At 63.0% G+C, this 25,912-nt stretch carries 23 protein-coding genes and 1 riboswitch; of the genes, 14 read left to right on the forward strand and 9 right to left on the reverse strand.

The window, feature by feature from the left end:
* The first annotated feature begins 109 nt into the window (after positions 1-109).
* The 6 genes from ABGT73_RS10645 (at position 110) to ABGT73_RS10670 (ending at position 4,925) form a co-directional block, all read left to right on the forward strand.
* Positions 110-1,465 (forward strand): MATE family efflux transporter, encoded by a 1,356-nt coding sequence (locus ABGT73_RS10645; protein ID WP_346669680.1) that lies wholly within the window; start codon positions 110-112, stop codon positions 1,463-1,465.
* Positions 1,466-1,486: 21 nt separating this feature from the next.
* Entirely contained in the window at positions 1,487-2,242 is a 756-nt protein-coding gene (locus tag ABGT73_RS10650) for an exodeoxyribonuclease III (protein ID WP_346669681.1), read from the forward strand.
* 99 nt (positions 2,243-2,341) lie between these two features.
* The gene (locus ABGT73_RS10655) at positions 2,342-2,875 is read left to right on the forward strand and encodes a sigma-70 family RNA polymerase sigma factor (RefSeq protein ID WP_346669682.1); all 534 of its coding nucleotides are present in this window, start codon (positions 2,342-2,344) and stop codon (positions 2,873-2,875) included.
* Positions 2,872-3,399 (forward strand): hypothetical protein, encoded by a 528-nt coding sequence (locus ABGT73_RS10660; protein ID WP_346669683.1) that lies wholly within the window; start codon positions 2,872-2,874, stop codon positions 3,397-3,399. The genes ABGT73_RS10655 and ABGT73_RS10660 overlap by 4 nt, the downstream gene beginning before the upstream one ends.
* A 4-nt stretch (positions 3,400-3,403) precedes the next feature.
* On the forward strand, positions 3,404-3,943 hold the full coding sequence (locus ABGT73_RS10665) for a hypothetical protein (protein ID WP_346669684.1): 540 nt from the start codon (positions 3,404-3,406) through the stop codon (positions 3,941-3,943).
* Positions 3,944-3,977: 34 nt separating this feature from the next.
* Positions 3,978-4,925: a hypothetical protein gene (locus tag ABGT73_RS10670; protein WP_346669685.1), complete on the forward strand. Its 948-nt coding sequence runs from the start codon at positions 3,978-3,980 to the stop codon at positions 4,923-4,925.
* A 72-nt stretch (positions 4,926-4,997) separates the two neighbouring features.
* On the opposite strand, the gene ABGT73_RS10675 is transcribed toward ABGT73_RS10670, so the two are convergent.
* The 3 genes from ABGT73_RS10675 to asnB all read right to left on the reverse strand — a co-directional run bounded on the left by ABGT73_RS10675 (position 4,998) and on the right by asnB (position 8,950).
* A complete protein-coding gene (locus ABGT73_RS10675; protein WP_346669686.1) occupies positions 4,998-6,341 on the reverse strand; it encodes a sodium:alanine symporter family protein in 1,344 nt (447 codons plus the stop codon).
* 156 nt (positions 6,342-6,497) lie between these two features.
* Positions 6,498-7,088: a folate family ECF transporter S component gene (locus ABGT73_RS10680; RefSeq protein ID WP_346669687.1), complete on the reverse strand. Its 591-nt coding sequence runs from the start codon at positions 7,086-7,088 to the stop codon at positions 6,498-6,500.
* Between the two features lie 98 nt (positions 7,089-7,186).
* Positions 7,187-7,301, reverse strand: a riboswitch (THF riboswitch).
* Between the two features lie 80 nt (positions 7,302-7,381).
* Entirely contained in the window at positions 7,382-8,950 is a 1,569-nt protein-coding gene (gene asnB / locus ABGT73_RS10685; RefSeq protein ID WP_346670332.1) for an asparagine synthase B, read from the reverse strand.
* 557 nt (positions 8,951-9,507) lie between these two features.
* Between asnB and ABGT73_RS10690 the strand changes: the two genes are divergently transcribed.
* Positions 9,508-10,248 carry an ATP-binding cassette domain-containing protein gene (locus ABGT73_RS10690; RefSeq protein WP_346669688.1) on the forward strand — a complete coding sequence of 247 codons (741 nt, stop codon included), beginning with the start codon at positions 9,508-9,510 and terminating at the stop codon, positions 10,246-10,248.
* Positions 10,248-11,168 (forward strand): SufD family Fe-S cluster assembly protein, encoded by a 921-nt coding sequence (locus ABGT73_RS10695; protein ID WP_346669689.1) that lies wholly within the window; start codon positions 10,248-10,250, stop codon positions 11,166-11,168. Before ABGT73_RS10690 ends, ABGT73_RS10695 begins: the two co-directional genes overlap by 1 nt.
* A 58-nt stretch (positions 11,169-11,226) precedes the next feature.
* Here the strand turns inward: ABGT73_RS10695 and ABGT73_RS10700 are convergent, their stop codons facing one another.
* The 3 genes from ABGT73_RS10700 to ABGT73_RS10710 form a co-directional block, all read right to left on the reverse strand.
* Positions 11,227-12,447, reverse strand: a complete 1,221-nt coding sequence (locus tag ABGT73_RS10700; RefSeq protein ID WP_346669690.1) for an AI-2E family transporter — start codon at positions 12,445-12,447, stop codon at positions 11,227-11,229.
* Between the two features lie 77 nt (positions 12,448-12,524).
* Complete coding sequence (locus ABGT73_RS10705; RefSeq protein WP_346669691.1) at positions 12,525-13,670, reverse strand: AI-2E family transporter; 1,146 nt, start codon at positions 13,668-13,670, stop codon at positions 12,525-12,527.
* Between the two features lie 135 nt (positions 13,671-13,805).
* A complete protein-coding gene (locus ABGT73_RS10710; RefSeq protein WP_346669692.1) occupies positions 13,806-16,052 on the reverse strand; it encodes a hydratase in 2,247 nt (748 codons plus the stop codon).
* Positions 16,053-16,363: 311 nt separating this feature from the next.
* Between ABGT73_RS10710 and ABGT73_RS10715 the strand changes: the two genes are divergently transcribed.
* Complete coding sequence (locus ABGT73_RS10715; RefSeq protein ID WP_346669693.1) at positions 16,364-17,740, forward strand: citrate synthase; 1,377 nt, start codon at positions 16,364-16,366, stop codon at positions 17,738-17,740.
* 185 nt (positions 17,741-17,925) lie between these two features.
* Here ABGT73_RS10715 and ABGT73_RS10720 read toward each other — a convergent pair whose 3' ends face one another.
* From ABGT73_RS10720 to dnaK, 3 genes are all read right to left on the reverse strand, one after another.
* Positions 17,926-18,258 carry an AzlD domain-containing protein gene (locus ABGT73_RS10720; RefSeq protein WP_346669694.1) on the reverse strand — a complete coding sequence of 111 codons (333 nt, stop codon included), beginning with the start codon at positions 18,256-18,258 and terminating at the stop codon, positions 17,926-17,928.
* A complete protein-coding gene (locus ABGT73_RS10725; protein ID WP_346669695.1) occupies positions 18,248-18,952 on the reverse strand; it encodes an AzlC family ABC transporter permease in 705 nt (234 codons plus the stop codon). The genes ABGT73_RS10720 and ABGT73_RS10725 overlap by 11 nt, the downstream gene beginning before the upstream one ends.
* Positions 18,953-19,077: 125 nt before the next feature.
* Positions 19,078-20,868: a molecular chaperone DnaK gene (gene dnaK / locus ABGT73_RS10730; RefSeq protein ID WP_346669696.1), complete on the reverse strand. Its 1,791-nt coding sequence runs from the start codon at positions 20,866-20,868 to the stop codon at positions 19,078-19,080.
* 258 nt (positions 20,869-21,126) lie between these two features.
* On the opposite strand from dnaK, the gene hisB reads away from it, so the two are divergent.
* The 5 genes from hisB (at position 21,127) to ABGT73_RS10755 (ending at position 25,884) form a co-directional block, all read left to right on the forward strand.
* A complete protein-coding gene (gene hisB / locus ABGT73_RS10735) occupies positions 21,127-21,714 on the forward strand; it encodes an imidazoleglycerol-phosphate dehydratase HisB (RefSeq protein ID WP_346669697.1) in 588 nt (195 codons plus the stop codon).
* A gap of 49 nt (positions 21,715-21,763) precedes the next feature.
* On the forward strand, positions 21,764-23,017 hold the full coding sequence (gene glyA, locus ABGT73_RS10740; protein WP_346669698.1) for a serine hydroxymethyltransferase: 1,254 nt from the start codon (positions 21,764-21,766) through the stop codon (positions 23,015-23,017).
* A 176-nt stretch (positions 23,018-23,193) separates the two neighbouring features.
* Positions 23,194-23,802: a cytidylate kinase-like family protein gene (locus ABGT73_RS10745; protein ID WP_346669699.1), complete on the forward strand. Its 609-nt coding sequence runs from the start codon at positions 23,194-23,196 to the stop codon at positions 23,800-23,802.
* Positions 23,799-25,184 carry an MATE family efflux transporter gene (locus tag ABGT73_RS10750; protein ID WP_346669700.1) on the forward strand — a complete coding sequence of 462 codons (1,386 nt, stop codon included), beginning with the start codon at positions 23,799-23,801 and terminating at the stop codon, positions 25,182-25,184. Before ABGT73_RS10745 ends, ABGT73_RS10750 begins: the two co-directional genes overlap by 4 nt.
* A gap of 19 nt (positions 25,185-25,203) precedes the next feature.
* Positions 25,204-25,884 (forward strand): DUF308 domain-containing protein, encoded by a 681-nt coding sequence (locus tag ABGT73_RS10755; protein WP_346669701.1) that lies wholly within the window; start codon positions 25,204-25,206, stop codon positions 25,882-25,884.
* The last annotated feature ends 28 nt before the right edge of the window (positions 25,885-25,912 follow it).

Below are 25,912 nucleotides of genomic sequence, written 5' to 3' on the forward strand. Positions count from 1 at the left end.
GCTCCTCCGGGCTGCCCCGCCGGGTTGCCCTGCCCCGTGCATTGCACGGGGTTCTTTTTTGTGTTATACTCATCTGCGGGAAAGTTATAGAGAGAAGGGATTTGCTGCCATGCAGCAACAGAACAAACCGATTTTTACCAACCACCAGCTCATCACCCTGCTGTGGCCCCTCATCATCGAGCAGGCCCTGGAAGTCCTGGTGGGCATGGCCGATACCATGATGGTCTCCTCCGCCGGTGAGGCAGCCATCTCGGGCGTCTCGCTGGTGGACATGATCAACCAGCTCATCATCACCATCTTCGGCGCCCTGGCCACCGGCGGTGCCGTCGTCACCAGCCAGTACCTGGGCGCCCGCAAGAACGATGCCGCCGCCCGCAGCGCCGGGCAGCTGGTCACCCTCAGCGCCATCCTGGGCTGCGCCATCGCCGCCTTCTGTCTGGTGGGGCGCACCCTGCTGCTGCGCCTCTTCTTCGGCTCCATCACCGACGATGTCATGGAAGCGGCCCTGATCTACTTCACCATCACGGCCCTCTCCTTCCCCTTCCTGGCCCTGTACAACGCCGGCGCGGCCATCTTCCGCTCCACCGGCAACAGCGCCGTGTCCATGAAGGTGTCGGTCATCGTCAACATCATCAACTTCTGCGGCAACGCCCTCTGTGTCTATGTACTGAAGATGGGCGTGGCCGGCGTGGCTGTGCCCACCCTGGTCTCCCGTGCGGTGGGCGCCGTCATCATCCTGTCGCTGGCTTCCCGCCACGACTATCTGCTCCGCCTCACCGCCCGCAGCGTCACCCACCTGGAGGGCGGCACCGTCCGCAGCATCCTGGCCATCGGCATCCCCTCGGCCTGCGAGAACAGCCTGTTCCAGCTGGGCCGCGTGCTGGTGGTCAGCATGATCTCGCTGTTCGGCACCGTACATATCTCGGCCAACGCCGTGGCCAACAACCTGGACAACGTGGGCTGCATCATCGGCAACGCCATGTGCCTGGGCATGATCACCGTGGTGGGCCGCTGCGTGGGCGCCCAGGACTTTGACCAGGCCATCCGCTACACCAAGAAACTCATGCGGTGGGACTACATCGCCCAGGGTCTGACCAACGCCGCCGTGCTGGCCCTGCTGGGCCCGCTGCTCAGCCTGTACACCCTCTCCCCCGAGACCGCCAAGCTCTCCACCGAGCTGATCTGGATTCACTGCGGCATCGCCATCTTCCTGTGGCCGCTGGCCTTCGTGCTGCCCAACGCCCTGCGCGCCGCCAACGACGTGCGGTTCACCATGATGGTGTCCATCATCTCGATGGTGGTGTGGCGCATCGGCTTCAGCCAGATCCTCTGCGTCCAGCTGGGCTGGGGCGCCGTGGGCGTCTGGTGGGCCATGATCATCGACTGGGTCTGCCGGCTGCTCTGCTTTGTCATCCGTTTTGCCAGCGGCGCCTGGAAGAAACACGCCGCCAAAACCCCTGCCTGACCCCCACAAAGGAGGATCCCTATGAAATTCGTAAGCTGGAATGTCAACGGCCTGCGCGCCTGCCTGAAAAAGGGCTTTGAGGAGACTTTCCGCAATCTGGACGCCGACTTCTTCTGCATCCAGGAGACCAAGATGCAGCCCGGCCAGGCCGACTTCGCCCCGGAGGGTTACACCGAGTACATCTACAGCGCCGACAAGAAGGGCTATTCCGGCACCGCCGTCTGGGCCAGGACCCCGGCGCTGTCGGTGCGGTACGGCCTGGAGGAGGACCTGCACAACCACGAGGGCCGGGCCATCACGCTGGAATACCCCGACTTTTACCTGGTGAACCTCTATGTGCCCAACTCCCAGAACGAGCTGGCCCGCATCGACTACCGCATGCAGTGGGAGGACGACCTGCGCCGCTATCTGCAGACGCTGGACGCCCAAAAGCCGGTGATCCTCTGCGGCGACCTCAACGTGGCCCACACCGAGATCGACCTGAAGAACCCTGGCCCCAACCGCGGCGCCGCGGGCTTCAGCGACCAGGAGCGGGGCAAGCTGGACGAGCTGCTGGCCGCCGGCTTCACCGACTCCTTCCGCCACCTCCACCCCGACGCCACCGGCGTCTACAGCTGGTGGAGCATGCGGTTCCGCGCCCGGGAGCGCAACGCGGGATGGCGTATCGACTATTTCCTCGTGAGCAACCGTCTGGCGGACAAAATCGAGAAGGCCGACATCCTGATGGACATTTTCGGCAGCGATCACTGTCCGGTCACGCTGGAACTGGACCTGTAAGAGTTGCCTCAACCAAATTTTTTTGAAAAAATTTCCCCCGCGTTGCAAAATCCGACGCGGGGGAATCGTCTTATTGAATAGAAAGACAAAGGGAAGGGGGTGTGGGCGCTGACCAACGAGGAATTCACCGGCCTGATGCAGCAGTATCAGCGGCTGGTCTATACAGTCTGTCTGCAGTTCGTCCACGACCCCCACACCGCAGAGGACCTGACCCAGGATACCTTTGTGGCGGCCTTTTCCGCCATCGACCGGTGCGAGCCCCAGTACTACAAGGCGTGGCTGGTGCGGGTGGCGGCCAACAAGTGCAAGGATCACCTGAAAAGCGCCTGGGTGCGCCGGGTGGAGGCGCCGGGTGACGACGCCCTGCCCGAACCCCGGGGCGCACCGCCCGGGGATGCCGCCGATCCGGCGGAACAGCTGGCCAGCCGGGCCGGAGCCGAGGAACTGGAAACGCTGGTGCGCAACCTGCGGGAACCCTACGGCCGGGTGGCGGTGCTCTACTTTCTGGAACACAAGGAGACCGCCGAAATCGCCGCCCTGGTGGGCAGACCGCCCGCCACGGTGAGCAGCCAGCTGTGGCGGGCCAAACTGCTGCTGCGCCAGCAGATTCATGAAAGGAGGCGGAAGGAATGAGCCTGTATTTTGACAACGAAAAACTCTTTGACCGGGAAGGTCACCTGACCGACGACGGTCTGTACGCCCTGAAGGACGGTACCCTGGATGATCTGGGTGCCCTGGAAGCGGCCGAGCATCTGAGTTTCTGTGATCTGTGTCTGCTGCGCTACACCGATCTCATCGACGCCGCCCCCGCCTGCCTGCAGGAGCCCATGCGGGACCTGATCCCCCAGGTGCAAAACCTGATGCGGCTGCGCCGGTTCCGCATCATGACCAATCGGTATGTGTCGTCGGCGGCCGCCGTGGTGCTGGCCTTTGTGCTGTGGGGCTTTGCCTCGGTGGGCGCCTCCCAGCGGATGACCGACCGCGCCGTGGCGCCCCAGGAGCCCCGGATGAGCTTCGGCCAGTGGCTGGACACCACCGTCAGCGGCTTCTACGACAGTCTGGACGATACTTTCAGCAACTTTACGCTGGCCGCCGGGAAGGGCCTGGACCAGCTGCAACATCACGAGGACGACGGCCCGTCCGCCAAGGGAGATTGATACCATGAAAAAGAACGCCTTGCTCACCTTTATCTTCGCCTGCGTCCCCGGCGCCGGCCAGATGTACTACGGCTATATGCAGCGGGGGCTGTCCCTCATCGCCCTGTTCTGCGGCTGCTTCATCCTGGGCGCCCTGGCCAGCCCGCTGGCCATCACCTGCTTCATCGTCTGGATGTACAGCTTTTTCGACACCTACGACCTGATCCGCCATCTGGCCGCCGGGGACCCCAAGCCCGACGAGATGCTTCTGCTGGGCAACTGGTCCGACCTGAAACTGATGATCCCCCGCCACAACCGGCTGCTGGGCTGGGGGCTGGTGGCGCTGGGCGCCTGGTCGCTCTACAGCATCCTCATCGAGCCCATGCTCTACGACCTGCTGGCCCTGCTCCATGTGGAAAACGCCTACTACTATATCAGCTCCATTCCCACTGTCCTCATCGCCGTGCTGCTCATCGCCGCCGGCGTCTGGCTGCTGGGTCTGCATCCCCAGCACCGGGACAGCGACAACCTGCCCCCCTACCCCCACGACGGGATGCCGCAGTAATACAATCTGTATAAAATGATATGAGGTAAACAAAATGGATGAAAACAAAACCACTTCGGCTTCCGCCGCCCCCACGCCCCCCAAAAAGGTGCGCCGCATCGGCCGTGTCGCCTTCGCCGTGCTGCTGATCCTGGCCGGTATCCTGCTGCTGGTGCAGCAGTTCGTGCCCCACTTCGATCTGTTGAGCATCGTGCGGTTCTCCCCCGTGCTGCTCATTCTGCTGGGCATCGAGGTGCTGGTCTACTCGGCCAATCCCCGCATCCAGATCAAGTTTGACTGGCTCAGCGTGCTGGGCTGCGGCTTCATCCTTGTGGTGGTGGGGTGCTCCTCCCTGGTGCCGGTGGCGTGGAGCCTCTACAGCCCCCAGCGGGACTATGCCCGGAGCCGTTACCAGTCCACCCTGCAGGACCAGTTCTACCAGGCCCTCAACGCCGACCCCGACCTGAAGGCCAGGATCCGCAACCTGCAGATCTATGTGGACTTTAACCACACCGAGAGTGGGGAATACACACTGCAGGATGGCGATACGGTGAGCGTCTATGTGGAACTGCCCGAAAACGGCTACCCCGACGCCCTCTCCTTTGCCGCCGACTGCCGCCGCATCGCCGAACTGGGCGAGCAGGGCGGTGTGCGCGCCGACGACTACAATTTCAGAAGCTCCACCGACAACAGCGGCACCGGCAGCAACTATTCGCTGGATTTCCTGGCCAGTTTTGCCCAGGGCCTCACCGACGAGCAGCTGGCCCAGCGGGTCACCGCCTACTACGAATACGAAGGCAGCAGCTACAGCACCCAGGCCGAACGGGACAACGCCGTCAAGGCGGAGCTGCGGGAGCAGGTCATCCAGGAGTTTGCCGACAGCAACGACGGTGCCTATCCCGGCGACGAGTACATCAGCGAGGAGGTGGAGAAGCGTTTCAACCAGCTCTTCCCCGCCCCGGCCGCCACGCCGGAGCCCGCCACCCCTGAATCCGCCGCCTGATTTTCATCACAACCAAACAAGCGCCCCGCACCGGATACCCGGATGCGGGGCGCTTGCCGTTTTGGGGAGACTTTACTTGGTGCGGCCGCGGTCGATGGCGGCCACGACCCCCGAAAGTGCCAGCAGTGCCAGCAGGTTGGGGATGGCCATGAGGCCGTTGAAGAAGTCTGCCATGGCCCAGACCAGGTCCACCTTGAGGGTGGAGCCCACCAGGATGAAGACCACCACGATGAGGCTGTAGACAGGCAGGGACTTTTCGCCGAAGAGGGCCTTGAAGTTGGTGTGCCCGAAGAAGTACCAGCCGATGATGGTGGAGAAGGCGAAGAAGAACATGCAGATAGCGATGAAGACGGGGCCGAAGGCGCCGAAGGACTGGCTGAAGGCCGCCTGGGTCAGGGCGGTGCCGGTGAGCCCCTGGGGCACCAGGCCGGAGGAGATCAGCACGAGGCCCGTGAGGGTGAGCACCACGAAGGTGTCGATGAAGACGCCCAGGATGGCCACGGCGCCCTGGTCCTGGGGCTGCTTGACCTTGGCCAGGGCGTGGGCATGGGGCGTGGAGCCCAGGCCCGCCTCGTTGGAGAAGAGGCCCCGGGCCACGCCGAACCGCATGGCCTGCTGCACCGTGACGCCCGCCACGCCGCCGGCCATGGCCTGGGGGTCAAAAGCCAGCACAAAGATCTGGGCGAAGGTGCCGGGCAGGGCTTTGGCGTTCATCACCAGGATGACGATGCAGCCCACTATGTAGAAGGCCGCCATGAAGGGGACGATCTTCTCGGTGACGGAGGCGATGCGCTGCACACCGCCCAGGAAGATGAAGGCCGCGATGGCCGCCACAATGACGCCCACCAGCAGCCGGTTGAGGCCGAAGGCGTTGGCGAAGGCATCGCCGATGGAGTTGGACTGCACCATGTTGCCCATGAAGCCCAGGGCCAGGATGATGAGCAGCGAGAAGATGGTGGCCAGCACCCGGCCGAACCGGCCCTTGAAGGCCGCCCGGATGTAGTAGGCCGGACCGCCGGTGACCCGGCCGTTTTCCACCGTTTTATAGTGCTGGGCCAGCACGGCCTCGGCGTAGATGGTGGCCATGCCGAAGAAGGCCGACACCCACACCCAGAACAGGGCGCCGGGGCCGCCGCTGACCACGGCGGTGGCACAGCCGGTGATGTTGCCGGTGCCCACCTGGGCCGCGATGGCGGTGGTCAGCGCCTGGAAGGAGCTCATGCCGTCCTCCCCCGCCTTCTTGCCATGGAGGGTAAAGCCGCCGAACGCCCGGTGGAAGCCCTCACCGAAGCGGCGCAGCTGGACGCCCCGCAGCCGGATGGTGAAAAAGATGCCGGTGCCCACCAGCAGAAACAGCAAAAGATAATCCCACAGAAAACTGCTGGCCTGTTCCACCAGCGCCGTAAACCATTCCATATTGTTCCCCCTATGTTTTCTTACACACCCTGCCGGCCGCCCGGCAGACAACGTACCTACTATACTATGCTTTTTCAATAAAGTCAAGTGTATTTGTATGGCGTACAGTTTAAGGTGCAAAAAAGGCCGGAGAGACGCTCCGGCCAGAGAGGCGGCTCACCGCACGGTGACGCCGTGGATATATTTGCGGTCGAGGCCATATCGCACGGCCGCGCTGAGCACCACCCAGGTGAGGAAGACTTCCAGGGGCAGCAGCAGGGTGTTTTTCACAAGGCCGGTGGTGGCGTAATAGAGATAGCCCTTGCCGTAGAGCATGGCCTTCCAAACGCTGCCCAACAGCACGTTGCTGCCGTAGTTGATGATGATCCGCAGCAAAATGATACGCCACACCGTGGGTTTGCGGCGGTAGAGCATCATGCCGTAGAGCAGCCCCGACAGGATGGCCGTGATGAGAAAGCCGGGGAAATAGGGTTCCCCGAAGCTGGAAATGAGAAAGCCCACCGTATCGATGACGGCGCCGGCCATCATGCCCACCAGCGGGCCGTAGCACATACAGCCCAGGGAAACGGCCAGGAAGCTGAAATAGATCTTCAGGCTGGGCCCCAGCAAAAAGATGGGGATGCTTTCCAGCACCACGGCCATGGCGCAGATCAGCCCGGCGAAGGCCAGCACCCGCACGTTGCGGAACTCGGCCCGGGCGGCGCGCCAGTAGGCGGCAGAAAAGACGGACAGCGGTTGGTTGAGCATACAAAAACCTCCTCGTTTGCGCATTGCTGCACAAAGGAGGAGGCAAAAAAAGCGGGCGTGGACAGACTGACCACACCCGCCGTTGCGCACCGTCATGCAGCAGCGGGATGCGGGATGCGCACCGCGGACCTTCCGGTCACTTCGTCCTGCCACAACTCCCCGTCGGTCAGGCACTTCGGGGCTGCCGCCCCACGCGCGAATCCCTACTCTGCAGTGGATTTACCAACGCCATTATAGGCCGCCCGCTGAAAAAATGCAACCCATTATGGCGAAAATTTACGAATTGTTGCCAATCATTGCCCGCTGGCGCCGTAGTTGGACAGCACACGGGCGCTGGGGTCGTTGACATCGCAGCCCGGCCATGCCTTGTTGGGCATCCAGTAGTCCACGATCATTTCGGCCTGGCCGGGATAGTACTTCTCGAAGATCTCCCGGTAGAGCAGGCTCTCCTTGGTGAAGGGCCGGGCGTAGGTGTACTTTCCCGCCAGCTCGGCGAATTCCCGGTCGGTGTACTTTTCCTCGGCATACTCCTTCAGATCGTCCACCATGGAATGGCCCACCGCGTCGCTGAAGGCCGCCTTCTCACGCCAGAGGATCTCCTCGGGCAGCCAGTCGCCCTCGAAGGCCTTGCGCAGCAGGTACTTGCCCTTGCCGTAGGTGTTCAGCTTCCTGGCCGGGTCGATGGCCATGACATACTTCACGAAGTCCAGGTCGCCGAAGGGCACCCGGGCCTCCAGGCTGTTCACGCTGATGGAACGGTCGGCGCGCAGCACATCGTACATATACAGCTCCCGGATACGCTTCTGGCTCTCGGCCTGGAAGGCGGCGGCGCTGGGGGCGAAGTCGGTGTACTTGTAGCCGAACAGCTCGTCGGAGATTTCACCGGTGAGCAGCACCCGGATGTCGGTGTGCTCATGGATGTATTTGCAGACCAGGTACATGCCCACCGAGGCGCGGATGGTGGTGATGTCCCAGGTGCCCAGCATGGCGATGACTTCCTCCAGGGCATCCAGCACGATCTGCTTGTTGATGATGACCTCGGTGTGGTCGGCGTGGAGGTAATCCGCCACCTGCTTGGCGTACTTCAGGTCGATGGCGTCCTCGCTCATGCCGATGGCAAAGGTGCGGATGGGCTTGCCCAGCTTCTTGGCGGCGATGGCGCACACCAGGCTGGAGTCCAGGCCGCCCGAGAGCAAAAAGCCCACCGGGGTGTCGGCGTCCAGCCGCTTGTCCACACCGGCCACCAGCTTCTCCCGGATGTTTTTCAGAATTTCCGGCATATCGTCGTGGGAGTAAGCCGGGGTGTCGGCAATGTCGCAGTACCGCACGAACTGGCCGTTGCAGTAGTAGCTGCCGATGGGGAAGGGATAGATCTTCTTGCACAGACCCACCAGGTTCTTGGCCTCCGAGGCGAAGGCGATGCAGCCCGATTCGCTGTAGCCGTAGAAGAGGGGCCGGATGCCGATGGGATCCCGCGCCGCGATGAGCAGCTTCTTGCGGCTGTCGTAGAGGATCATGGCGAACTCGGCGTCCAGATGCTTGAACATGTCCAGGCCGTACTTATAGTAGAGGGGCAGGATGATCTCGCAGTCGGAATCCGACTCGAAGGTATACCCTTCCGCTTCCAGCTCCTTCTTCACGGGGCGGAAGCCGTACAGCTCGCCGTTGCAGACCACGCAGTCGGCCCCCCGGAAGAAGGGCTGCATGCCTTCCGGCGTCAGGCCCATGATGGACAGCCGCCCGAAGCCCAGAAGACCGAACTCGGTCTCGCAGACCCGCTGGTCGTCCGGCCCGCGGGAGGTGGTGCGCAGCAGATACTCGGTGAAAGTTTCCTTGGGCAGATCATGCCCGGCATAACCCATGACACAGCACATTTTGACGACACTCCTTACATTTCTTACAACCGTATTCCCCGAGCGGCTCCAAATAAAAAAAGACAGCCCGCTCGCCCTTTGTATAGGACGAGTTGCTGTCTTGAACCCGCGGTGCCACCTATCTTACCGCAGCCGGAACCCCCGGCGTACGGTCACTTTTCCGTACACGTTCACCTTTGAAACGCTGCCGCTGTAACGCGCGGCCTGCGGCGCCCCTACTTCCCGCTTTGCGGGGTTCAGTTTGCAGCTCCCGGGTGTTCTTTCCCGCCCCGTCCCCGTCCCGGCTCGCAGCTGAATGCCGGGCTCTCTGTGCGGATGTTGGGCGATACTTTTCCCGATCAACACTTTTAACAGCTAAAGCATAGCACCATTGCCCCCCTGCTGTCAAGATTTTTTTGGGAACCGGCCGGAGTTTTTTGCCAAAATCTACTATTTTTATAGAGATTCCTCTTGTACTTTGTCCGGGTTCATGGTATAGTATTATTTCGGTAGGATATGGCAATACTTGCACTATCCCTAACCCCTAACAAAGGAGCTTCTTTACCATGCTAGAACTGCGTAACGTCGGCTACGAAACCGACGACAATAAAGAGATCCTGCACGATGTTTCGCTTACCGTACAGGAGCGTTTTGTGGCCATCACCGGCCCCAACGGCGGCGGCAAGTCCACGCTGGCCAAGGTCATCGCCGGCATCTACCAGCCCACCAGCGGCCAGATCCTGCTGGACGGGGTGGATATCACCCATATGTCCATCACCGAGCGGGCCAACCTGGGCATGAGCTATGCCTTCCAGCAGCCGGTGCGGTTCAAGGGCCTGCAGGTCAAGGACCTGTTGAGCCTGGCCGCCGGCAAGAACACCAGCATCACCGAGGCCTGCAACTACCTCAGCGAGGTGGGACTGTGCGCCCGGGATTACATCGACCGTGAGCTCAACGACAGCCTTTCGGGCGGCGAGCTCAAGCGCATTGAAATCGCCATGGTGCTGGCCCGCGGCACCAAGCTGTCCATCTTCGACGAACCGGAAGCGGGCATCGACCTGTGGAGCTTCCAGAACCTGATCCGGGTGTTCGAGAAGATGTACGAGCAGACCCGGGGCAGCATCCTGATCATCAGCCATCAGGAGCGGATCCTGAACATTGCCGACAAGATCGTTGTCATCAAGGACGGCCAGATCGCCAAGGAAGGCCCCCGCGCCGAAATCCTGCCCGGCCTGCTGGGCAGCGCCGACGCCTCCAGCCCCGCCTGCAGCGTGCTGACCGATAAAGTAGAGGGGGTGCGCGGCTAATGCTGGACGCCATTGAGAAAAATCTTCTGAAGGAAGTCGCCGAACTGGACAGTCTGCCGGTGGGCGCGTACAACATCCGGGCCAACGGCCAGCTGGAGAGCCGCAACACCACGGCCAACATCGACATTGTCTCCAAGACCGACAAGCCCGGCATCGACATTTACATCCGCCCGTTCACCAAGAACGAGAGCGTGCACATCCCGGTCATTCTGAGCCAGACCGGCCTCAAGGACCTGGTGTACAATGACTTCCACATCGGCGAGGGCGCCGACGTGACCATCATCGCGGGCTGCGGCATCCACAACTGCGGCGGCGGCAACGCCCAGCACGACGGCATCCACACCTTCTGGCTGGCCAAGAACGCCAAGCTGCGCTATGTGGAAAAGCACTACGGCGAGGGCGACGGCCGGGGCAAGCAGATCATGAACCCCACCACCATCGTGCACCTGGCCGAGGGCGCCCAGATGGAGATGGAGACCACCCAGATCGCCGGCGTGGACGACACCATCCGCAAGACGGGCGGCGACCTGGCCGAGGGCGCCAGCCTGGTGATCCATGAGAAGATCATGACCACCGGCGACCAGCACGCCGTCACCGACTTTGACGTGGACCTGAACGGCGAGGGCTGCTCGGCCAACGTGGTTTCCCGCAGCGTGGCCAAGGACGAGAGCAAGCAGGAGTTCATCAGCCACATCAACGGCAACTGCGCCTGCGCCGGCCATTCGGAGTGCGACGCCATCATCATGGACCACGCCTCGGTCATCGCCAGCCCGGCCCTGACCGCCAACAGCGTGGACGCCAGCCTCATCCATGAGGCGGCCATCGGCAAGATCGCCGGGGAGCAGCTCATCAAGCTGATGACCCTGGGTCTGACCGAGAAAGAGGCCGAGGACCAGATCGTCAACGGCTTCCTGAAGTAAGAGTTTACAGCAAAGAACCCCCGCCGCAGCACTGCGGCGGGGGTTCTTGTGTTGTATGTCAGGAGATGGTGGCGGGTTCCCGGCCCTCGTCGGAGGCCTCCGCCTCGCAGGCGGCAGGTTCCTCCGGCGGGACGGCGTCCCGGTGGTTGCCCTCGGCGTCGATGCCGCGGCGGTCCAGCAGGTAGACCACGATCTCATGGAGCAGCCCGAAGAGGGTGGCGAACAGCGGCACGCCGATGAGCATGCCCACCAGCCCGAAGAGGTCGCCGCCCACCACGATGGAGAACAGCACCCACAGCGAGGAGATGCCGATGGACTGGCCCAGGATCTTGGGGCCGATGAAGTTGCCGTCCAGCTGCTGGATGAAGAGGATGAGCACCGCGAAGATCAGCGCCTGGACGGGGTCCACCAGCAGCAGGATGAAGATGCTGGGGATGGCGCCGATGAAGGGACCGAACACCGGGATGATGTTGGTGATGCCCACAAAGACGCTGACCAGCAGCGCGAAGTCCAGCCGCAGGATGGACATGAGCACAAAGGTGAGCACGCCGATGATGAGGGAATCGATGATCTTGCCCACAAAGAAGCCGGTGAAGTTCTCGTTGGTGTAGCGGCAGATGCGCAGCGTGTTGTTGGCCACCGATTCCGGCAGGAAGGCGTGGACCAGCGTCTTGAGCTGGTGGATCAGTTTGTCCTTGCCGGCCAGCATGTAGATGCTGGAGGCCACCGCCGTGAAGACCGCCACGAAGTTGGAGGCCACACTGCCGATGGTGGTGACGATCTGGGGCATGGCGGCGGCCGCCACCGTGTACAGTTCCGACATCATCGTCTCGGAATCGTCCAGGATGCGCAGGACGCTCTCCATCCGCAGGCCGTACTGATCCTGCAGGAAGAGCAGCGTCTTCTGCAGGCTCTCGAAGTAGCCGGGCAGGCTGTTGAAGAGGATGGAGATGCTGGAAAGGATCTGCGGCACCACCAGCCAGCCCAGCAGCACCAGCAGCAGAGCCGCCACGATGTAGGACAGCAGGATGGCGGCCCACCGCATGCCGGGCGATTCCCGGAAGAGGACCCGGTGGAACCATTTGGTCATGGGATTGAGCACAAAGGCGATGACCACGCCCCCCGCAAAGGGGGAGAGGATGCGCAGCAGCTCGGTGAAGCCGCCCACAAAATAGCCCAGGTTGCTCAGGAACAGATAAAAAGCGATGCTGGCAAAGACCAGACTGACCCATTCCAACATGGTATCGGGCTTTTTATCCCAGAAACGTTTGATGCTCAAGGTTGCAGTTTCCCCTTTTTTCTACGTCTTCCCTTCTATTGTACCGTCCGCCGCATGAAGACACAAGGGGCCACTTGTTAATTTTTTATGTCGGACAGGGGGTTGCCGTCCTCGTCGATGCCCCGGGCCGCCAGACCGGCGCCCACCGCCTCCCGGAGCAGCGTGACGATGACCGCCAGGGTGGGCACGCCGATGACCATGCCGGGGATGCCGAACAGGTTGCCGCCCACGATGATGGCCAGCAGCACCCCCAGGCCCGGCAGGCCGGTGGCGCTGCCGATGATGCGGGGGGCAATGAAGTTGCCATCCACCTGCTGGACCACCAGGATGATGAGGACGAATTCCACCGCCTGCAGCGGGGATTCCAGCAGCAGGATGACGGCGCCCGGTACCGCGCCGATGAAGGGACCCAGCACCGGGATGATGTTGGTCACACCCACCAGCACGGCGATGAGGGGGGCGTAGTCCAGCCGGAACACCGACATGAGGATGAAGGTCTCCACCCCTACCAACAAAGCATCCACCAGCTGGCCGCCGATGTAGCCGCTGAAGGTGCGGTTGGCCATGGTGCACACCGAGAAGAGGCTGCCCGCCTGGCGGGGCGGCAGCGCCGCCCGCAGGCAGGTGCGCGCCCCCCGCAGCAGCAGATCCTTGCTGCCCAGCAGGTAGATGCTCACGGCCAGCGTCACGAAGCCGTCCATGGCCACGCCGGCTACCCCCGCCGCTGCGCCGGCCGCCGCCTGGGCGGCCTGGCCCGACACCGACTTGAACCAGTTCTGCAGTTCCTTGGTCAGTTCGCCCACATAGCTTTCCAGGGTGGCGGTATCGATGCCGAAGGTCTGCTGCACCCAGGTCAGGGCGTTCTGGATGTCCTCCTCATAGCTGCTCAGGCTGTTCACGAAAGAGGTGATGCTCTGCACCAGCTGGGGCACCACCAGCGAGAGGAGCAGCGCCACCACGCTGAACAGCAGAAGATAGCTGAGCAGCACCGCGAAGCCCCGCTTGCCGCCAAAGAGTTTGCCGGCGAAAAACCGGGCGGGAATATCCAGCACATAGGCCAGCACGATGCCCCAGGCGAAGGGGCTTAGGATATCGAGAAATTTCTGCACGCCCCCCGCGATGGCCGGCAGCTGCCATACCACGCCGAAGATCACCGCCACGCCCAGCGCCAGGCGCAGGAAATCGCCGGACGTTCTGGGGGTGCGTTCCAACCAGTGTTTCAAAAGAAGGTCCTCCCCGGATTCGTTGTGTTTGTTCGCCATTATAGCATATCCCATGTGAATATGCCACCAAAGCGGCGCCCCAAACCAGAATTTTACAAAAAAGCGGCCCGCACCCGATGCGCAGACCGCAGATGATCAGTGGTTCTTGTAGTAGTTGATGAGGCAGCCGTCCGCCAGGATCTGGCGCTCGGCGTCGGTCATGGCGCCCAGCCGCACGGTGAACGTCACGAGGCCGCCGTCCGGCTTGACCGCCACAGCCTCCAGCTCATCCGCCGCCTCCAGCAGCGCCTTGCGCACGCCGGGCAGGAAGACGTAGTCGCCGTTGTCCAGCACGTTGGGGGTATCCAGCAGGAAGGGCAGCATGCCCCAGTTGATGCAGTTGGAGCGGTACCGCTTGGTGGCGTACTCGCAGGCAAAGTTGGCCGCACCGCCCAGCACCCGCTGGCAGCTGGCCGCCTGTTCCCGGGCGGAACCGTCGCCGGGCTTGTTGGCGAAGATGGCCGAACCGATGTTGGTGGCCATTGCATCGGGGGTGTAGCCCAGCTTGGCCAGCTCGGCGTAGACCTTCGCCACCTCCTCCGGCAGGCTGCCGGCGCGGCGGGCCTCATCCAGGGCGTGGACCGCCTTGGCACTGGGCACATAGGCCGGGTCCTTGCGGGAGAGGGTGAACTCCGCCAGACGCAGCGGGTTGGACCGGAAGGAGGAAGTCTCGCCGGAGGGGATCAGCTCATCGGTGGTGGTCACCGGGTCGGTGATGTAGCTGACGATCTTCACCAGCAGATCATCGCTGAGGGCGGGCTGCTCGGGCCAGTCCTTGATGTTGGGGCCGAACTTCAGGGCGTAGTCCGGTTCGGGATGGCCCCAGCCGTTGTAGACCCGCTTGTCGTAGACGCCCTGGTCGAAGTGGTACTCGGGGGCGGTGTACTCGCTGTCGCAGACCTCGCTGGCGGCGGTCAGGTAGCCGCCGTTGGCCGCCGTGGCCGCAATGGACCGCGCGTCCATGAGGGCCACCGCGCTGATCTGGCCCTCGCCGGGCTTGGAACCCTCCCGGTTGGGGAAGTTGCGGGTGGTGTGGCGGATGGAGAACTCCCCGTTGGCCGGGGTGTCGCCGGCGCCGAAGCAGGGACCGCAGAAGCACTCCCGGAAGATGCCGCCCGCACTGACAATATCCGCCACCGCGCCGTTCTTCACCAGTTCCAGGTAGGTGGGCATGCTGTCGGGGTAGACGCTGAACTTGAACTCGCCGTTGCCGCAGCTCTTGCCCCGCAAGATCTCGGCCACCGCGCATATATTCTCATAGGTACCGCCGGAACAGCCGGCCACCACGCCCTGCTCCACATAGATACGGCCGTCGGGCTGCACCTTGCTCACCAGATCCATCGTCACCTTGCCGCCCAGCTGCTTGTTGGCCTGCTCCTGGGCCGCTGCCAGAATCTCTTGGGCGTTGGCCTTCAGTTCCCGGATGGGATAGGCATAGCTGGGATGCATGGGCAGAGCGATCATGCACTCCACGGTGGAAAGGTCCAGCTCGATGCAGCCGTCGTAGTAGGCCACATCGGCGGGTTTCAGTTCCTTGTAGGCCTCGGGGCGGCCGTGCTGGACGAAATACTGCTCCGTCACTTCGTCGGTCTGCCAGATGGAGGACCAGCAGGTGGTCTCGGTGGTCATGACATCGATGCCGTTGCGGTAGTCCGCCGACAGGTTGGCCACGCCGGGGCCGATGAACTCCATCACCTTGTTCTTCACATAGCCGTTGGCATAGGTGGCGCCCACCAGCGCCAGCGCCACATCGTGGGGGCCCACGCCGGGGTTGGGCTTGCCGGTGAGGTAGATGGCCACCACGCCGGGATAGGCCATATCATAGGTACGGCCCACCAGCTGCTTGGCCAGCTCGCCGCCGCCCTCGCCCACCGCCATGGTGCCCAGGGCGCCGTAGCGGGTGTGGGAGTCGGAACCCAGGATCATCCGGCCGCAGCCCGACATCATCTCCCGGTTGTAGCTGTGGATGACCGCCATATTCGGCGGAACATAGATGCCGCCGTATTTGTGGGCGGCAGAGAGGGCAAACTGGTGGTCGTCCTCGTTGATGGTGCCGCCCACCGCGCACAGGGAGTTGTGGCAGTTGGTCATGACATAGGGCAGCGGGAAGCGCTCCATGCCGGAAGCCCGGGCCGTCTGTATGATGCCCACGTAGGTGATGTCGTGGCTGGTCATGGAGTCGAACTTCATGCGCAGGTTGGCCATGTCACCGCTGGTGTTGTGGGCCTCCAGAATGGACCAGGCAATGGTGCCGCGGCGCGCATCAGCCTCGCTGACGCCGGCGGGGGCGCTGTCCTGCAGCGCACCGTTCACAAGATACACGCCCTGGGGGTGCAGTTTCATCGTGGATATTCCCTCCGTTTCCGATTCCGAAAAGCAGCGTGTATGCACACTGCCCGATGCTATAAACTCTTCCTACACTATACCCGCTTTAGTCGGGGTTGTCAACGCGGATTTTTATGCAGTACCGGGTAAAACGCCCACCAGCTTAATAAAATAAAGTGTCTCCTTGTCCATTCTGACAGAATTTTAAGTTTTTTCTTGACGAAGCGTGAAAAGCATACTAAAATGACAGTATTCACCGCGCTAAAGCGCTTGGCATGGCAGGCGCATGCCGCGCGAATAAATATGCAACCAGAGAGAGGGGCTTGCCGATGTATTACCCGGACGTACCGGCCCTGGAGCCGGATGAACTGGAACTGCTTTGCCACGAGTACATGGAGCACAACGCGCACCTGGACCCCAAACTGGCGGACCAGATGGGCGTCAAGCGCGGTCTGCGCAACCTGGACGGTACCGGCGTGCTGGCCGGCATCACCAACGTGTCCAGCGTTATCGGCTACGACAAAACGGCGGACGGCACCATTGTGCCCATTCCCGGCCGGCTGGTCTACCGCGGCATCGACATCGATACCCTGGCCGCCGAGGCGGACAACCACGACCGTTTCCTCTTTGAGGAGGTGGTGTGGCTGCTGCTGTTCGGTTCGCTGCCCAACAGGGAGCAGCACGCCAAGTTCTGCAAGCTGCTGGAACATCACCGGGAACTGCCCCGGGGCTTTGCGGACGACATGATCCTCAACTCCCCCTCCCCCAACCTGATGAACAAGATGGCCCGCAGCGTGCTGGCCATGTACAGCTACGACGAGCACGCCGAGGATTCCAGCCTGCCCAACATCCTGCGGCAGAGCATCAACCTCATTGCCGAGCTGCCCACCATGATGGTCAACGCCTACCAGATCAAGCGCCGGGTGTACGACCGGTCCAGCATGTACTTCCATCTGCCCACCGAGGGCCAGAGCACGGCGGAGCACATCCTGAGCACCTACCGCGCCGACCAGAAGTTCACCCACGAGGAGGCAAGGCTTCTGGACCTCTGCCTGATGGTCCACGCCGACCACGGCGGCGGCAACTGCTCCACCTTCACCTGCCGTGTGCTGTCCAGCTCCGGCACCGACACCTACGCGGCCATCTCGGCGGCCATCGGCGCGCTGAAAGGTCCCAAGCACGGCGGCGCCAACCTGAAGGTCATGCACCAGCTGGACTACATCCTGGAGAATGTGGAAAATCCCGCCGACGATGACGAGGTGCGGGAGTTCCTGCGCAAGATCATCCGCAAGAAGGCCGGCGACGGCAGCGGCCTGATCTACGGCATGGGCCACGCGGTGTACACCGTCAGCGACCCCCGCGCCCAGATCCTGAAGAACCATGCCCGCCGCATGGCCTACGCCAAGGGCTACGACGAGGAATTCGAGATGCTGTGCAGCATCGAGCGGCTGGCTCCCCAGGTCTTTGCGGAGGAGAAGCACGGTCCCAAGAAGGTCTGCGCCAACGTGGACCTGTTCAGCGGGCTGATCTACCGTATGCTGGGCATCAGCGAGGACCTGTACACCCCGCTGTTCGCCATTGCCCGTGTGCCGGGCTGGTGTGCCCACCGGGTGGAGGAAGTGGAGTTTGCCAACCGCATCATCCGCCCCGCCTACAAGTATGTGGGCAAGCCCCAGCCCTACATCACGCTGGCCGAACGTCCTTAATCAAGAGGGGGAACGGACCCGCACGGCAATTGCCTGCCGGGTCTGTTCCCCCCTTTTTAGAATCCCCCTCGACAAAACAGACCGGCAAATCGCGCACTGTCCGCACACAATTTGCCGGTCTGTTTTCCTGTATGTATCTGCGCCGTCGGCAGATGTCCGCCGGCGCAGATATTTTTTATGTTATTTCATACAAAAACGACCTGTACCAGAATCATATAGAATACCGTGCCGGCGGCGATGCTCAAAAGGGTGTTTTTCCGCCAGCATTGCAGCCCCACCACGGCGGCCCCGGCCAGCAGTTCGGGCAGGGCGTGGGTGGAGCCCAGGGGGTCGGCCCCCCGCAGACAGTAGACCACCAGCATGGCCATGATGGCGCCGGGCAGCACCCGGCCCAGGTAGACCACGTACCGGGGCGTGGGACGACCGCCGCCGAACACCACAAAGGGGGCAAAGCGCAGCAAGATGGTCACCGCGGCAATGACCGCCACCAGAGCGGCGGCGTGCAGATCAATGGACATGGTCGTCTTCCTCCTTTCGGGGCGCTCCCACAGCCCGCAGCAGGGTGAGCACCGCCGTGATGCCGATCATGGCCGGGATGAGGAAGCCCTCCGGCCCGAAGACCAGCAGGCAGACCAGCGACACTCCCAGCCCGGTGAGCGCCGGGCGGTGGTCCCTGGTGGCGCGCCACTGTTCGGTCACGACCACCAGGAAGAGGGCTGTCATGGCGAAGTCGATGCCGGTGCTGTCAAAGGGCAGCACGGCCCCCAGCAGCGCCCCCACCACGCTGCCGGCGATCCAGTACAGGTGATCGAAGAGCGACACCAGGAAGAAATACCCCTTCCGGTCCACCCCCTGGGGTACCTCGCCGCTGCACACCAGGGAGTAGGTTTCATCGGTGAGGGCAAAGATCAGGTAGGGCTTGGCGGGACCTGCGTCCCGGTAGCGCTCCACCATGGAGATGCCGTAAAACAGATGCCGGGCGTTGACGGTCAGCGTCATGAGGGCCGCCGTCACCAGCGAGGCGCCCCCCGCCAGCAGGTCCACCGCCACATACTGCATGCTGCCCGCGTAGATCAGCGCGCTCATGGCAAAGGCCCAGCCCACGCCGTAGCCCTTGGCCGCCAGCAGCACCCCGAAGCCCAGCCCCAGCACCAGGTAGCCCGCCATCACCGGCAGCGACCGCAGAAAGGCATACTTCACCGTCTTTCCCATTTCTTACGCCTCGTTTCCTTATTACACCGCTTTTTATCATAGCACAACGGTCCGGAACTCCACAAGAGTTCCGGGCCGTCCGCCACAGGGAGTCCCCGCCTCGGGGCGGGTGTCTCCCCCTCTATTCATTGGGTCTGCCGGGTCTGTTCGCTCTCCCACTGGTTGACCAACGGCGTGGCCACCGCAAACAGCGCTTCCCGCGCCGCGTTGATGGCCGTCACATCGGCGGGAGTGATCTTGTCCGCCTTCTTGTGGCGGGTCACCTTCTCCAGGGCGCGCTCCGCGTCCTTGATCCTGTTCCGGGTCTCCTTGTCCAGCGCCTTGCCTGCCTTGCTGCCCAGCGCCGTGTTCACCCGGTAGATGGCCGCTTCCGCCGCGTTGAGGGCTTCCATGGCCGCCTTGCGTTCCTGGTCCTGCCCGGCGAACACCGCCGCCTCCCGCATGGCACGCTGGATCTCCGCCTCGCTCAGGTTGGAGGAGCCCGTGATGGTGATGCCCTGCTGTTTGCCGGTATCCAGGTCCTTGGCGCTGACCTTCACGATGCCGTTGGCGTCGATGTCGAAGGTCACCTCGATCTTGGGGACCCCCGCCCAGGCCCGCTTGATGCCCCGCAGCATAAAGGTGCCCAGCAGCTTGTTGTCCTTGGCGAATTCCCGCTCCCCCTGCAGCACCTTGATCTCCACGGTGGACTGGAAGGGCGATGCGGTGGTGAACACCTTGCTGAACCGGGTGGGAATGGTGGAATTGCGCTCGATCAGATGGGTGGCCACGCCGCCCAGCGTCTCGATGGAGAGGGTCAGCGGCGTCACGTCCATGAGCAGCAGCCCTTCCCCGGCGCCGGCCAGCACCTCGCCGCCCAGGCGCCCCGCCTGCACAGCGGCGCCCAGCGCCACACATTCGTCGGGGTTCAGCGCCCGGGAGGGCTCCAGCCCCACCATGCGGCGCACCTTGTCCTGCACCGCCGGGATGCGGGTGGAACCGCCCACCAGCAATACCTGGTCCAGGTCGCTGGCCGTCAGCCGGGCATCGCTGAGGGCGTTGCGCACCGGCAGCGCCGTCCTCTCGATGAGATCGGCGCAGAGTTCCTCAAACCGGGCGCGGGTCAGTGTCTCCTGCAGATGGAGCGGCCCCTCCGGCCCCACCGTCAGGAACGGCAGGTTGATCTCGGTCTGTGTGGCCGCCGAAAGTTCCTTCTTGGCCTTCTCGGCCTCCTCCCGCAGGCGCTGCATGGCCACACGGTCGCCGGTCAGGTCTATGCCGTGGGCTTTCTGGAACCGGTCGGCCAGCCAGTCCACGATGCGGGCGTCGAAGTCGTCGCCGCCCAGGTAGTTGTCGCCGCAGGTGGCCAGCACCTGCACGATGCCGTCCCCGATCCGGATCAGCGATACATCAAAGGTGCCGCCGCCCAGGTCGTACACCATGACGGTCTGGGTGCGGCCGTTGTCCAGCCCGTAGGCCAGCGCCGCCGCCGTGGGCTCGTTGATGATCCGCTTGACCTCCAGCCCGGCGATCCGCCCGGCGTCCTTGGTGGCCTGGCGCTGGGCGTCGTTGAAATAGGCCGGCACCGTGATCACCGCCGCGGTCACCGGCTCCCCCAGATAGCTCTCCGCATCGGCCTTGATCTTCTGCAGGATCAGCGCGCTGATCTGCTGGGGGGCATAGCACTTGCCGTCGATGGGAATGCGCGTCTCACTGCCCATCAGCCGCTTGACGCTGCAGATGGTCCGCGGGGCGTTGGTGACGGCCTGCCGCTTGGCGGCATCCCCCACCAGCCGTTCCCCCGTCTTGGTGAACGCCACCACCGACGGTGTGGTGCGCTGGCCCTCGGCATTGGGAATGACCACCGGCTTGCCCCCCTCGATGACGGCGGCACAGCTGTTGGTGGTTCCCAAATCAATTCCGATGATCTTTGCCATAGTGCGGTTGTCCTTTCAAAAAAGACCGGTCAGGGGCTGGATGCCGCCTTGAGCCGGGCACAAAACGGCGCAGAATTTCCTGATTTGTTTTTATTGTAGCGCGTGGACGGACAGAATGTGTTGCGATTTCGTAAATAAATTTTACAAATATTACCGCACTCCCGTCAAAACAGCGCTTTAAAGCGTTGACGGTGAGGTCCTGTCGTGTTATAGTTTAAGGTATATTCAGCCCTGTGGGCGGGAAGGAGCCACGCATCTATGGCACGCACAGCAACGGTAATACGCACTACGCGGGAGACCCAGATCACGCTGACGCTGAATCTGGACGGCACCGGCAAGGCGGATCTGCACACCGGCATCGGTTTTTTTGACCACATGCTGGACGGGTTTGCCCGCCACGGTCTGTTCGATCTGGCGGTGGACTGTCACGGCGACCTGGAGGTGGACTGCCACCACACCATCGAGGACATCGGCATTGCGCTGGGTACCGCTTTGCGCCAGGCCCTGGGCGACAAGGCCGGGCTGGTGCGCTACGGCAGCTGCCTGCTCCCCATGGACGAGACGCTGGCCCTGTGTGCCGTGGATCTGGGCGGACGGCCCTACTTTGTGTATGATGCCCAGTTTTCCGCCCCCGCCTGCGGCGGCATGGATACCCAGATGGCCCGGGAATTCTTTTACGCCATCTCCTACGCGGCCATGATCAACCTGCACCTGAAGGTGCTCTACGGCGAAAACGATCACCACAAACTGGAGGCGATGTTCAAGGCCTTCGCCAAGGCGCTGGACGCCGCCACCCGCACCGATGCCCGGATCGAAGGCGTACTCTCCACCAAGGGGACGCTGTGATCTCTGCATATACATCTGAAAGCATAGAGAATCAGGGAGGTAAAGGGAAATGTATCAGGACATGATTGACACCATCGGCTTTGTGCAGAAGGCGGACCCCGAAGTGGGCGCCGCCATGGAGCGTGAGCTGGGACGCCAGCGCGCCAACATCGAACTCATCGCCAGCGAGAACATCGTCTCGCCGGCCGTGATGGCCGCCATGGGCAGTGTGCTGACCAACAAGTACGCCGAGGGCTATCCCGGCAAGCGCTACTACGGCGGCTGCCAGTTCGTGGACCAGGTGGAACAGATCGCCATCGACCGCGCCTGCAAACTGTTCGGCGCCAAGTACGCCAACGTGCAGCCCCATTCCGGCGCCCAGGCCAACCTGGCCGTCTACTTTGCCCTGCTGAACCTGGGCGACACCGTCATGGGCATGGACCTGTCCCAGGGCGGTCACCTGACCCACGGCTCCCCCGTGAATATGAGCGGCAAAAACTACAACTTCGTCTCCTACGGTGTGGGTGAGGACGGCCGCATCGACTACGCCGCCCTGGCCAAGCAGGTGGCCAAGGTCCGGCCCAAGCTGCTGGTGGCCGGTGCGTCGGCCTATCCCCGCGCCATCGACTTCGAGAAGCTGGCCGAGATCGCCCACGGCTACGGCGCCATGCTCATGGTGGATATGGCCCACATCGCCGGTCTGGTGGCGGGCGGCATGCACCAGAACCCCGTGCCCTACGCCGACGTGGTGACCACCACCACCCACAAGACGCTGCGCGGTCCCCGTGGCGGCCTGATCCTGACCAACAACGAGTATCTGATCAAGCGGATCAACTCCGCCATCTTCCCCGGCACCCAGGGCGGCCCGCTGGAGCATGTCATCGCCGCCAAGGCGGTCTGCTTCGGCGAGGCCCTGCAGCCCGCCTTCAAGGAGTACGCCCGCAAGATCGTGGAGAACGCCGCCGCCATGGCCGACGAGCTCACTGCCCGGGGCGTCAAGCTGGTTTCGGGCGGCACCGACAACCATCTGCTGCTCATCGACCTGACCGATGAGGAGTGCACCGGCAAGGACCTGGAGCACAACCTGGATGCCGTGCACATCACCGCCAACAAGAACACCGTCCCCGGCGAGAAGCGCAGCCCCTTCGTGACCAGCGGCGTCCGGGTGGGCACCCCCGCCGTGACCACCCGCGGCATGGGCCCCGCCGAGATGAAGATCATCGCCGACTGCATTGCCGAGTGCATCTTTGACTTCGAGGCCAAGAAGGAGGACATCGCCGCCCGGGTGGCCGAGCTCTCCGCCCGGTTCCCGCTGTACGAATAATCCCCTTTTTCCAAAAGACTTCCGCCATCGCCCGCCCCCGCCCAGGGCGGGCTTTTTTTGCGGTACAGCGCAGGGTTTTGCAGCTTGCGTTTTGCGAAAATTCAGGGTATACTATAGGCAGATAAGTATGCCTTTTCCGGCAGAACATGCAACGTACAGAATGCGAGGTGTCAAGTATGGAACCGATCGTCATCACCATTGCCCGTGAATTTGCTTCTGGCGGCAGCGAGATCGCCCAGGCCGTAGCCGACAAGATGGGCATTCCCCTCTACAACAAGGAGCTCATCACCCGGGCGGCCAAAAAGAGCGGCCTGACCGAGGAAGCCATCGCCGCCAGCGAGAACCAGCGCAGCGGCAGCCTGATCTACAGCCTGTACATGATGGGCAACACGATGCCCCTGGCCGACCAGGTCTACATCCTGCAGAGCAACGTCATCAAGGAGCTGGCGTCGGAGGGTTCCTGCGTGATCCTGGGTCGCTGCGGCGACTATGTGCTGCGGGAGCGTCCCAATGTGCTGAGCGTCTTTGTCTACGCGCCGCTGGAGGACCGCATCCAGCGGGCCAAGGCCCGGCCGGGCGTCAAGGACCTGGCCGACCGGCAGTGGGAGGTCCAGCTGGCCAAGCACGACCGCGCCCGCGCCAGCTACTACAACTACTACACCGAAAACCGCTGGGGTGAGGCCAAGAACTACGATCTGTGCCTCAACGCCGCCCTGGGTCTGGACACCTGCGCCAATCTGATCGTGGATGCCGCCCGTGCCATGGAGGCTGCGAACAAGGAATGAGTACCGCCGACGCCCATTCCGCCAGCCGGATGGGCACGGCCCCCATGGGGCCGCTGCTCTTCTCTCTGGCGATTCCCATGATGGTCTCCATGCTGTTCCAGGCACTGTACAACGTGGTGGACAGCATCTTTGTGTCCTATATCAACGAGGCAGCCCTCTCTGCCGTATCCCTGGCCTTTCCCATTCAGAACCTGATGATCGCCTTCGCCGTGGGGACCGGTGTGGGCGTCAACGCCTACGTGTCCAAGTCCCTGGGCGAGGGCAACCGCGCCGAGGCCGACCGGGCTGCCGCCAACGGCCTGTTCCTGGCCCTGTGCACCTTTGTGGTGTTTTTCCTCTTCGGCTTGTTCGGCGTGCAGGCCTTCATGAACTCCCAGACCACCGACCCGCTGATCCGGCAGTACGGCAACGACTATCTGGCGGTGTGCTGCCTGTTCAGCCTGGGATGCATGATCCAGTGCATGGTGGAAAAGCTGCTCAGCGCCACCGGACGCTCCAACTACGCCATGATCACCCAGCTGGTGGGAGCCCTGACCAATATTGTCATGGACCCCATCCTGATCTTCGGGCTGTTCGGTTTTCCCCGCATGGAGGCCGCCGGCGCGGCTGCGGCCACCGTGGCCGGGCAGTTCCTGGGGGCTTTCACGGGGCTGTACCTCAACCTGCGCCATAACCACGACATTCGGTTCCGCCTGCAGGATTTCCGGCCCCAGGCCCGTACCGTCCGGCGCATCTACCAGGTGGGCATCCCCTCCATTGCCATGACCTCGGTGGGCAGCGTCATGACTTTCTGCATGAACCGCATCCTCATCGCTTTCTCCAGCACCGCGGTGGCTGTGTTCGGCGTCTACTTCAAGATGCAGAGCTTCATCGTCATGCCCCTCATCGGTCTCAACAACGGCATGGTCCCCATCATCGCCTACAACTACGGTGCCCGCAAACCCCGGCGCATTGTACAGGTCATCCGGATGGCGGTGGTTGCCGCCGTGGCCATCATGCTGCTGGGCTTCGCGGCCGCACAGCTCTGCCCCGGCGTCATGCTCAGCATCTTCAACGCCGGCCCCGACATGCTTGCCCTGGGCGAGGTGGCTCTGCGCATCATCTCCATCCACTTCGTCATCGCGGGCTTCAACATCGTCTCTTCGGCGGTGTTCCAGGCCCTGGGCCGCGGCGTCATGGCGCTGCTGGTCTCGTTGGTACGCCAGCTCTTTGTGCTGGTGCCCGCCGCCTGGCTGCTGAGCCTGAACGGCAACGTCAACCTGATCTGGTGGGCGTTCCCCATTGCCGAGGTCGCCTCGTTCCTCATGTGCAGCTTCTTCCTCACCCGCTGCTACCGCACCGTGGTACAGCCGATGCTGGAACCCGCTGCCGCCCAATTCTGACCGGAAGGAGCGCACATCTATGCTGCGTTACGTCAAAAACGGCATGCTGGTGCTCAGCATCGCCTTCATCGCCCTGGGTCTGCTGCTGCTCATCATGCCCGAGACCAGTCTTCTGTGGCTCTGCTACGCCTTCGGCGCCGTGGTGCTCATCACCGGCATCGTCTGTCTGGTACAGTACGCCCGGCTGCGGGGCAGCGGTTTCGCCGCGCCCTTCTTCCTTGTGGCCGGGGTCATCACCGCCGCGCTGGGCCTCTTCACGCTGGCGCAGCCCCAGGTGGTGGCCAGCTTCCTGCCGGTGGTGTTCGGGCTGTTCATCCTCATCGACGGCTGCAGCCGTATCGGCACCGCTGTGGAACTGGCACGCCGCCAGGCCGACCGCTGGTGGCTGGTGCTGCTGTTCAGCGTATTGTCCATCGCGCTGGGCATCCTGCTGCTGGTGAACCCCTTCGGGGCGGCGGTCAGCGTCGTGATGCTCTGCGGTGTGCTGCTCATCATCGAGGGGGCCGTCAACCTGGCCTGCGTGGTCTACACCGCCATGGAACTGCGCACCCTGGACCGGATGGCCGATGCCGCCCAGACGGCGGCCCTGGACGCCCTGGGCCAGATGCTGGACGAGGAGGAGGCCGAAGCCCTCAACCGGGATCACGAGGGCATCGTCTACAATGCCGAGAGCACCGACGTGTCCGACGATCCCCAGTGACCGCGACCATTTTTATAAGGAGTTTTTG

It is taken from the genome of uncultured Subdoligranulum sp., from assembly GCF_963931595.1.
Lineage (GTDB): Bacteria > Bacillota > Clostridia > Oscillospirales > Ruminococcaceae > Gemmiger.

What these genes read in the sequence shown, in the direction of transcription:
- ABGT73_RS10645 (WP_346669680.1), top strand. Translation starts at nt 110, where the DNA reads ATGCAGCAACAGAACAAACCGATTTTTACCAACCACCAGCTCATCACC.
- ABGT73_RS10650 (WP_346669681.1), top strand. Translation starts at nt 1,487, where the DNA reads ATGAAATTCGTAAGCTGGAATGTCAACGGCCTGCGCGCCTGCCTGAAA.
- ABGT73_RS10660 (WP_346669683.1), top strand. Translation starts at nt 2,872, where the DNA reads ATGAGCCTGTATTTTGACAACGAAAAACTCTTTGACCGGGAAGGTCAC.
- ABGT73_RS10665 (WP_346669684.1), top strand. Translation starts at nt 3,404, where the DNA reads ATGAAAAAGAACGCCTTGCTCACCTTTATCTTCGCCTGCGTCCCCGGC.
- ABGT73_RS10670 (WP_346669685.1), top strand. Translation starts at nt 3,978, where the DNA reads ATGGATGAAAACAAAACCACTTCGGCTTCCGCCGCCCCCACGCCCCCC.
- ABGT73_RS10675 (WP_346669686.1), bottom strand. Translation starts at nt 6,341, where the DNA reads ATGGAATGGTTTACGGCGCTGGTGGAACAGGCCAGCAGTTTTCTGTGG.
- ABGT73_RS10680 (WP_346669687.1), bottom strand. Translation starts at nt 7,088, where the DNA reads ATGCTCAACCAACCGCTGTCCGTCTTTTCTGCCGCCTACTGGCGCGCC.
- asnB (WP_346670332.1), bottom strand. Translation starts at nt 8,950, where the DNA reads ATGGGTTATGCCGGGCATGATCTGCCCAAGGAAACTTTCACCGAGTAT.
- ABGT73_RS10690 (WP_346669688.1), top strand. Translation starts at nt 9,508, where the DNA reads ATGCTAGAACTGCGTAACGTCGGCTACGAAACCGACGACAATAAAGAG.
- ABGT73_RS10695 (WP_346669689.1), top strand. Translation starts at nt 10,248, where the DNA reads ATGCTGGACGCCATTGAGAAAAATCTTCTGAAGGAAGTCGCCGAACTG.
- ABGT73_RS10710 (WP_346669692.1), bottom strand. Translation starts at nt 16,052, where the DNA reads ATGAAACTGCACCCCCAGGGCGTGTATCTTGTGAACGGTGCGCTGCAG.
- ABGT73_RS10715 (WP_346669693.1), top strand. Translation starts at nt 16,364, where the DNA reads ATGTATTACCCGGACGTACCGGCCCTGGAGCCGGATGAACTGGAACTG.
- ABGT73_RS10720 (WP_346669694.1), bottom strand. Translation starts at nt 18,258, where the DNA reads ATGTCCATTGATCTGCACGCCGCCGCTCTGGTGGCGGTCATTGCCGCG.
- ABGT73_RS10725 (WP_346669695.1), bottom strand. Translation starts at nt 18,952, where the DNA reads ATGGGAAAGACGGTGAAGTATGCCTTTCTGCGGTCGCTGCCGGTGATG.
- dnaK (WP_346669696.1), bottom strand. Translation starts at nt 20,868, where the DNA reads ATGGCAAAGATCATCGGAATTGATTTGGGAACCACCAACAGCTGTGCC.
- hisB (WP_346669697.1), top strand. Translation starts at nt 21,127, where the DNA reads ATGGCACGCACAGCAACGGTAATACGCACTACGCGGGAGACCCAGATC.
- glyA (WP_346669698.1), top strand. Translation starts at nt 21,764, where the DNA reads ATGTATCAGGACATGATTGACACCATCGGCTTTGTGCAGAAGGCGGAC.
- ABGT73_RS10745 (WP_346669699.1), top strand. Translation starts at nt 23,194, where the DNA reads ATGGAACCGATCGTCATCACCATTGCCCGTGAATTTGCTTCTGGCGGC.
- ABGT73_RS10750 (WP_346669700.1), top strand. Translation starts at nt 23,799, where the DNA reads ATGAGTACCGCCGACGCCCATTCCGCCAGCCGGATGGGCACGGCCCCC.
- ABGT73_RS10755 (WP_346669701.1), top strand. Translation starts at nt 25,204, where the DNA reads ATGCTGCGTTACGTCAAAAACGGCATGCTGGTGCTCAGCATCGCCTTC.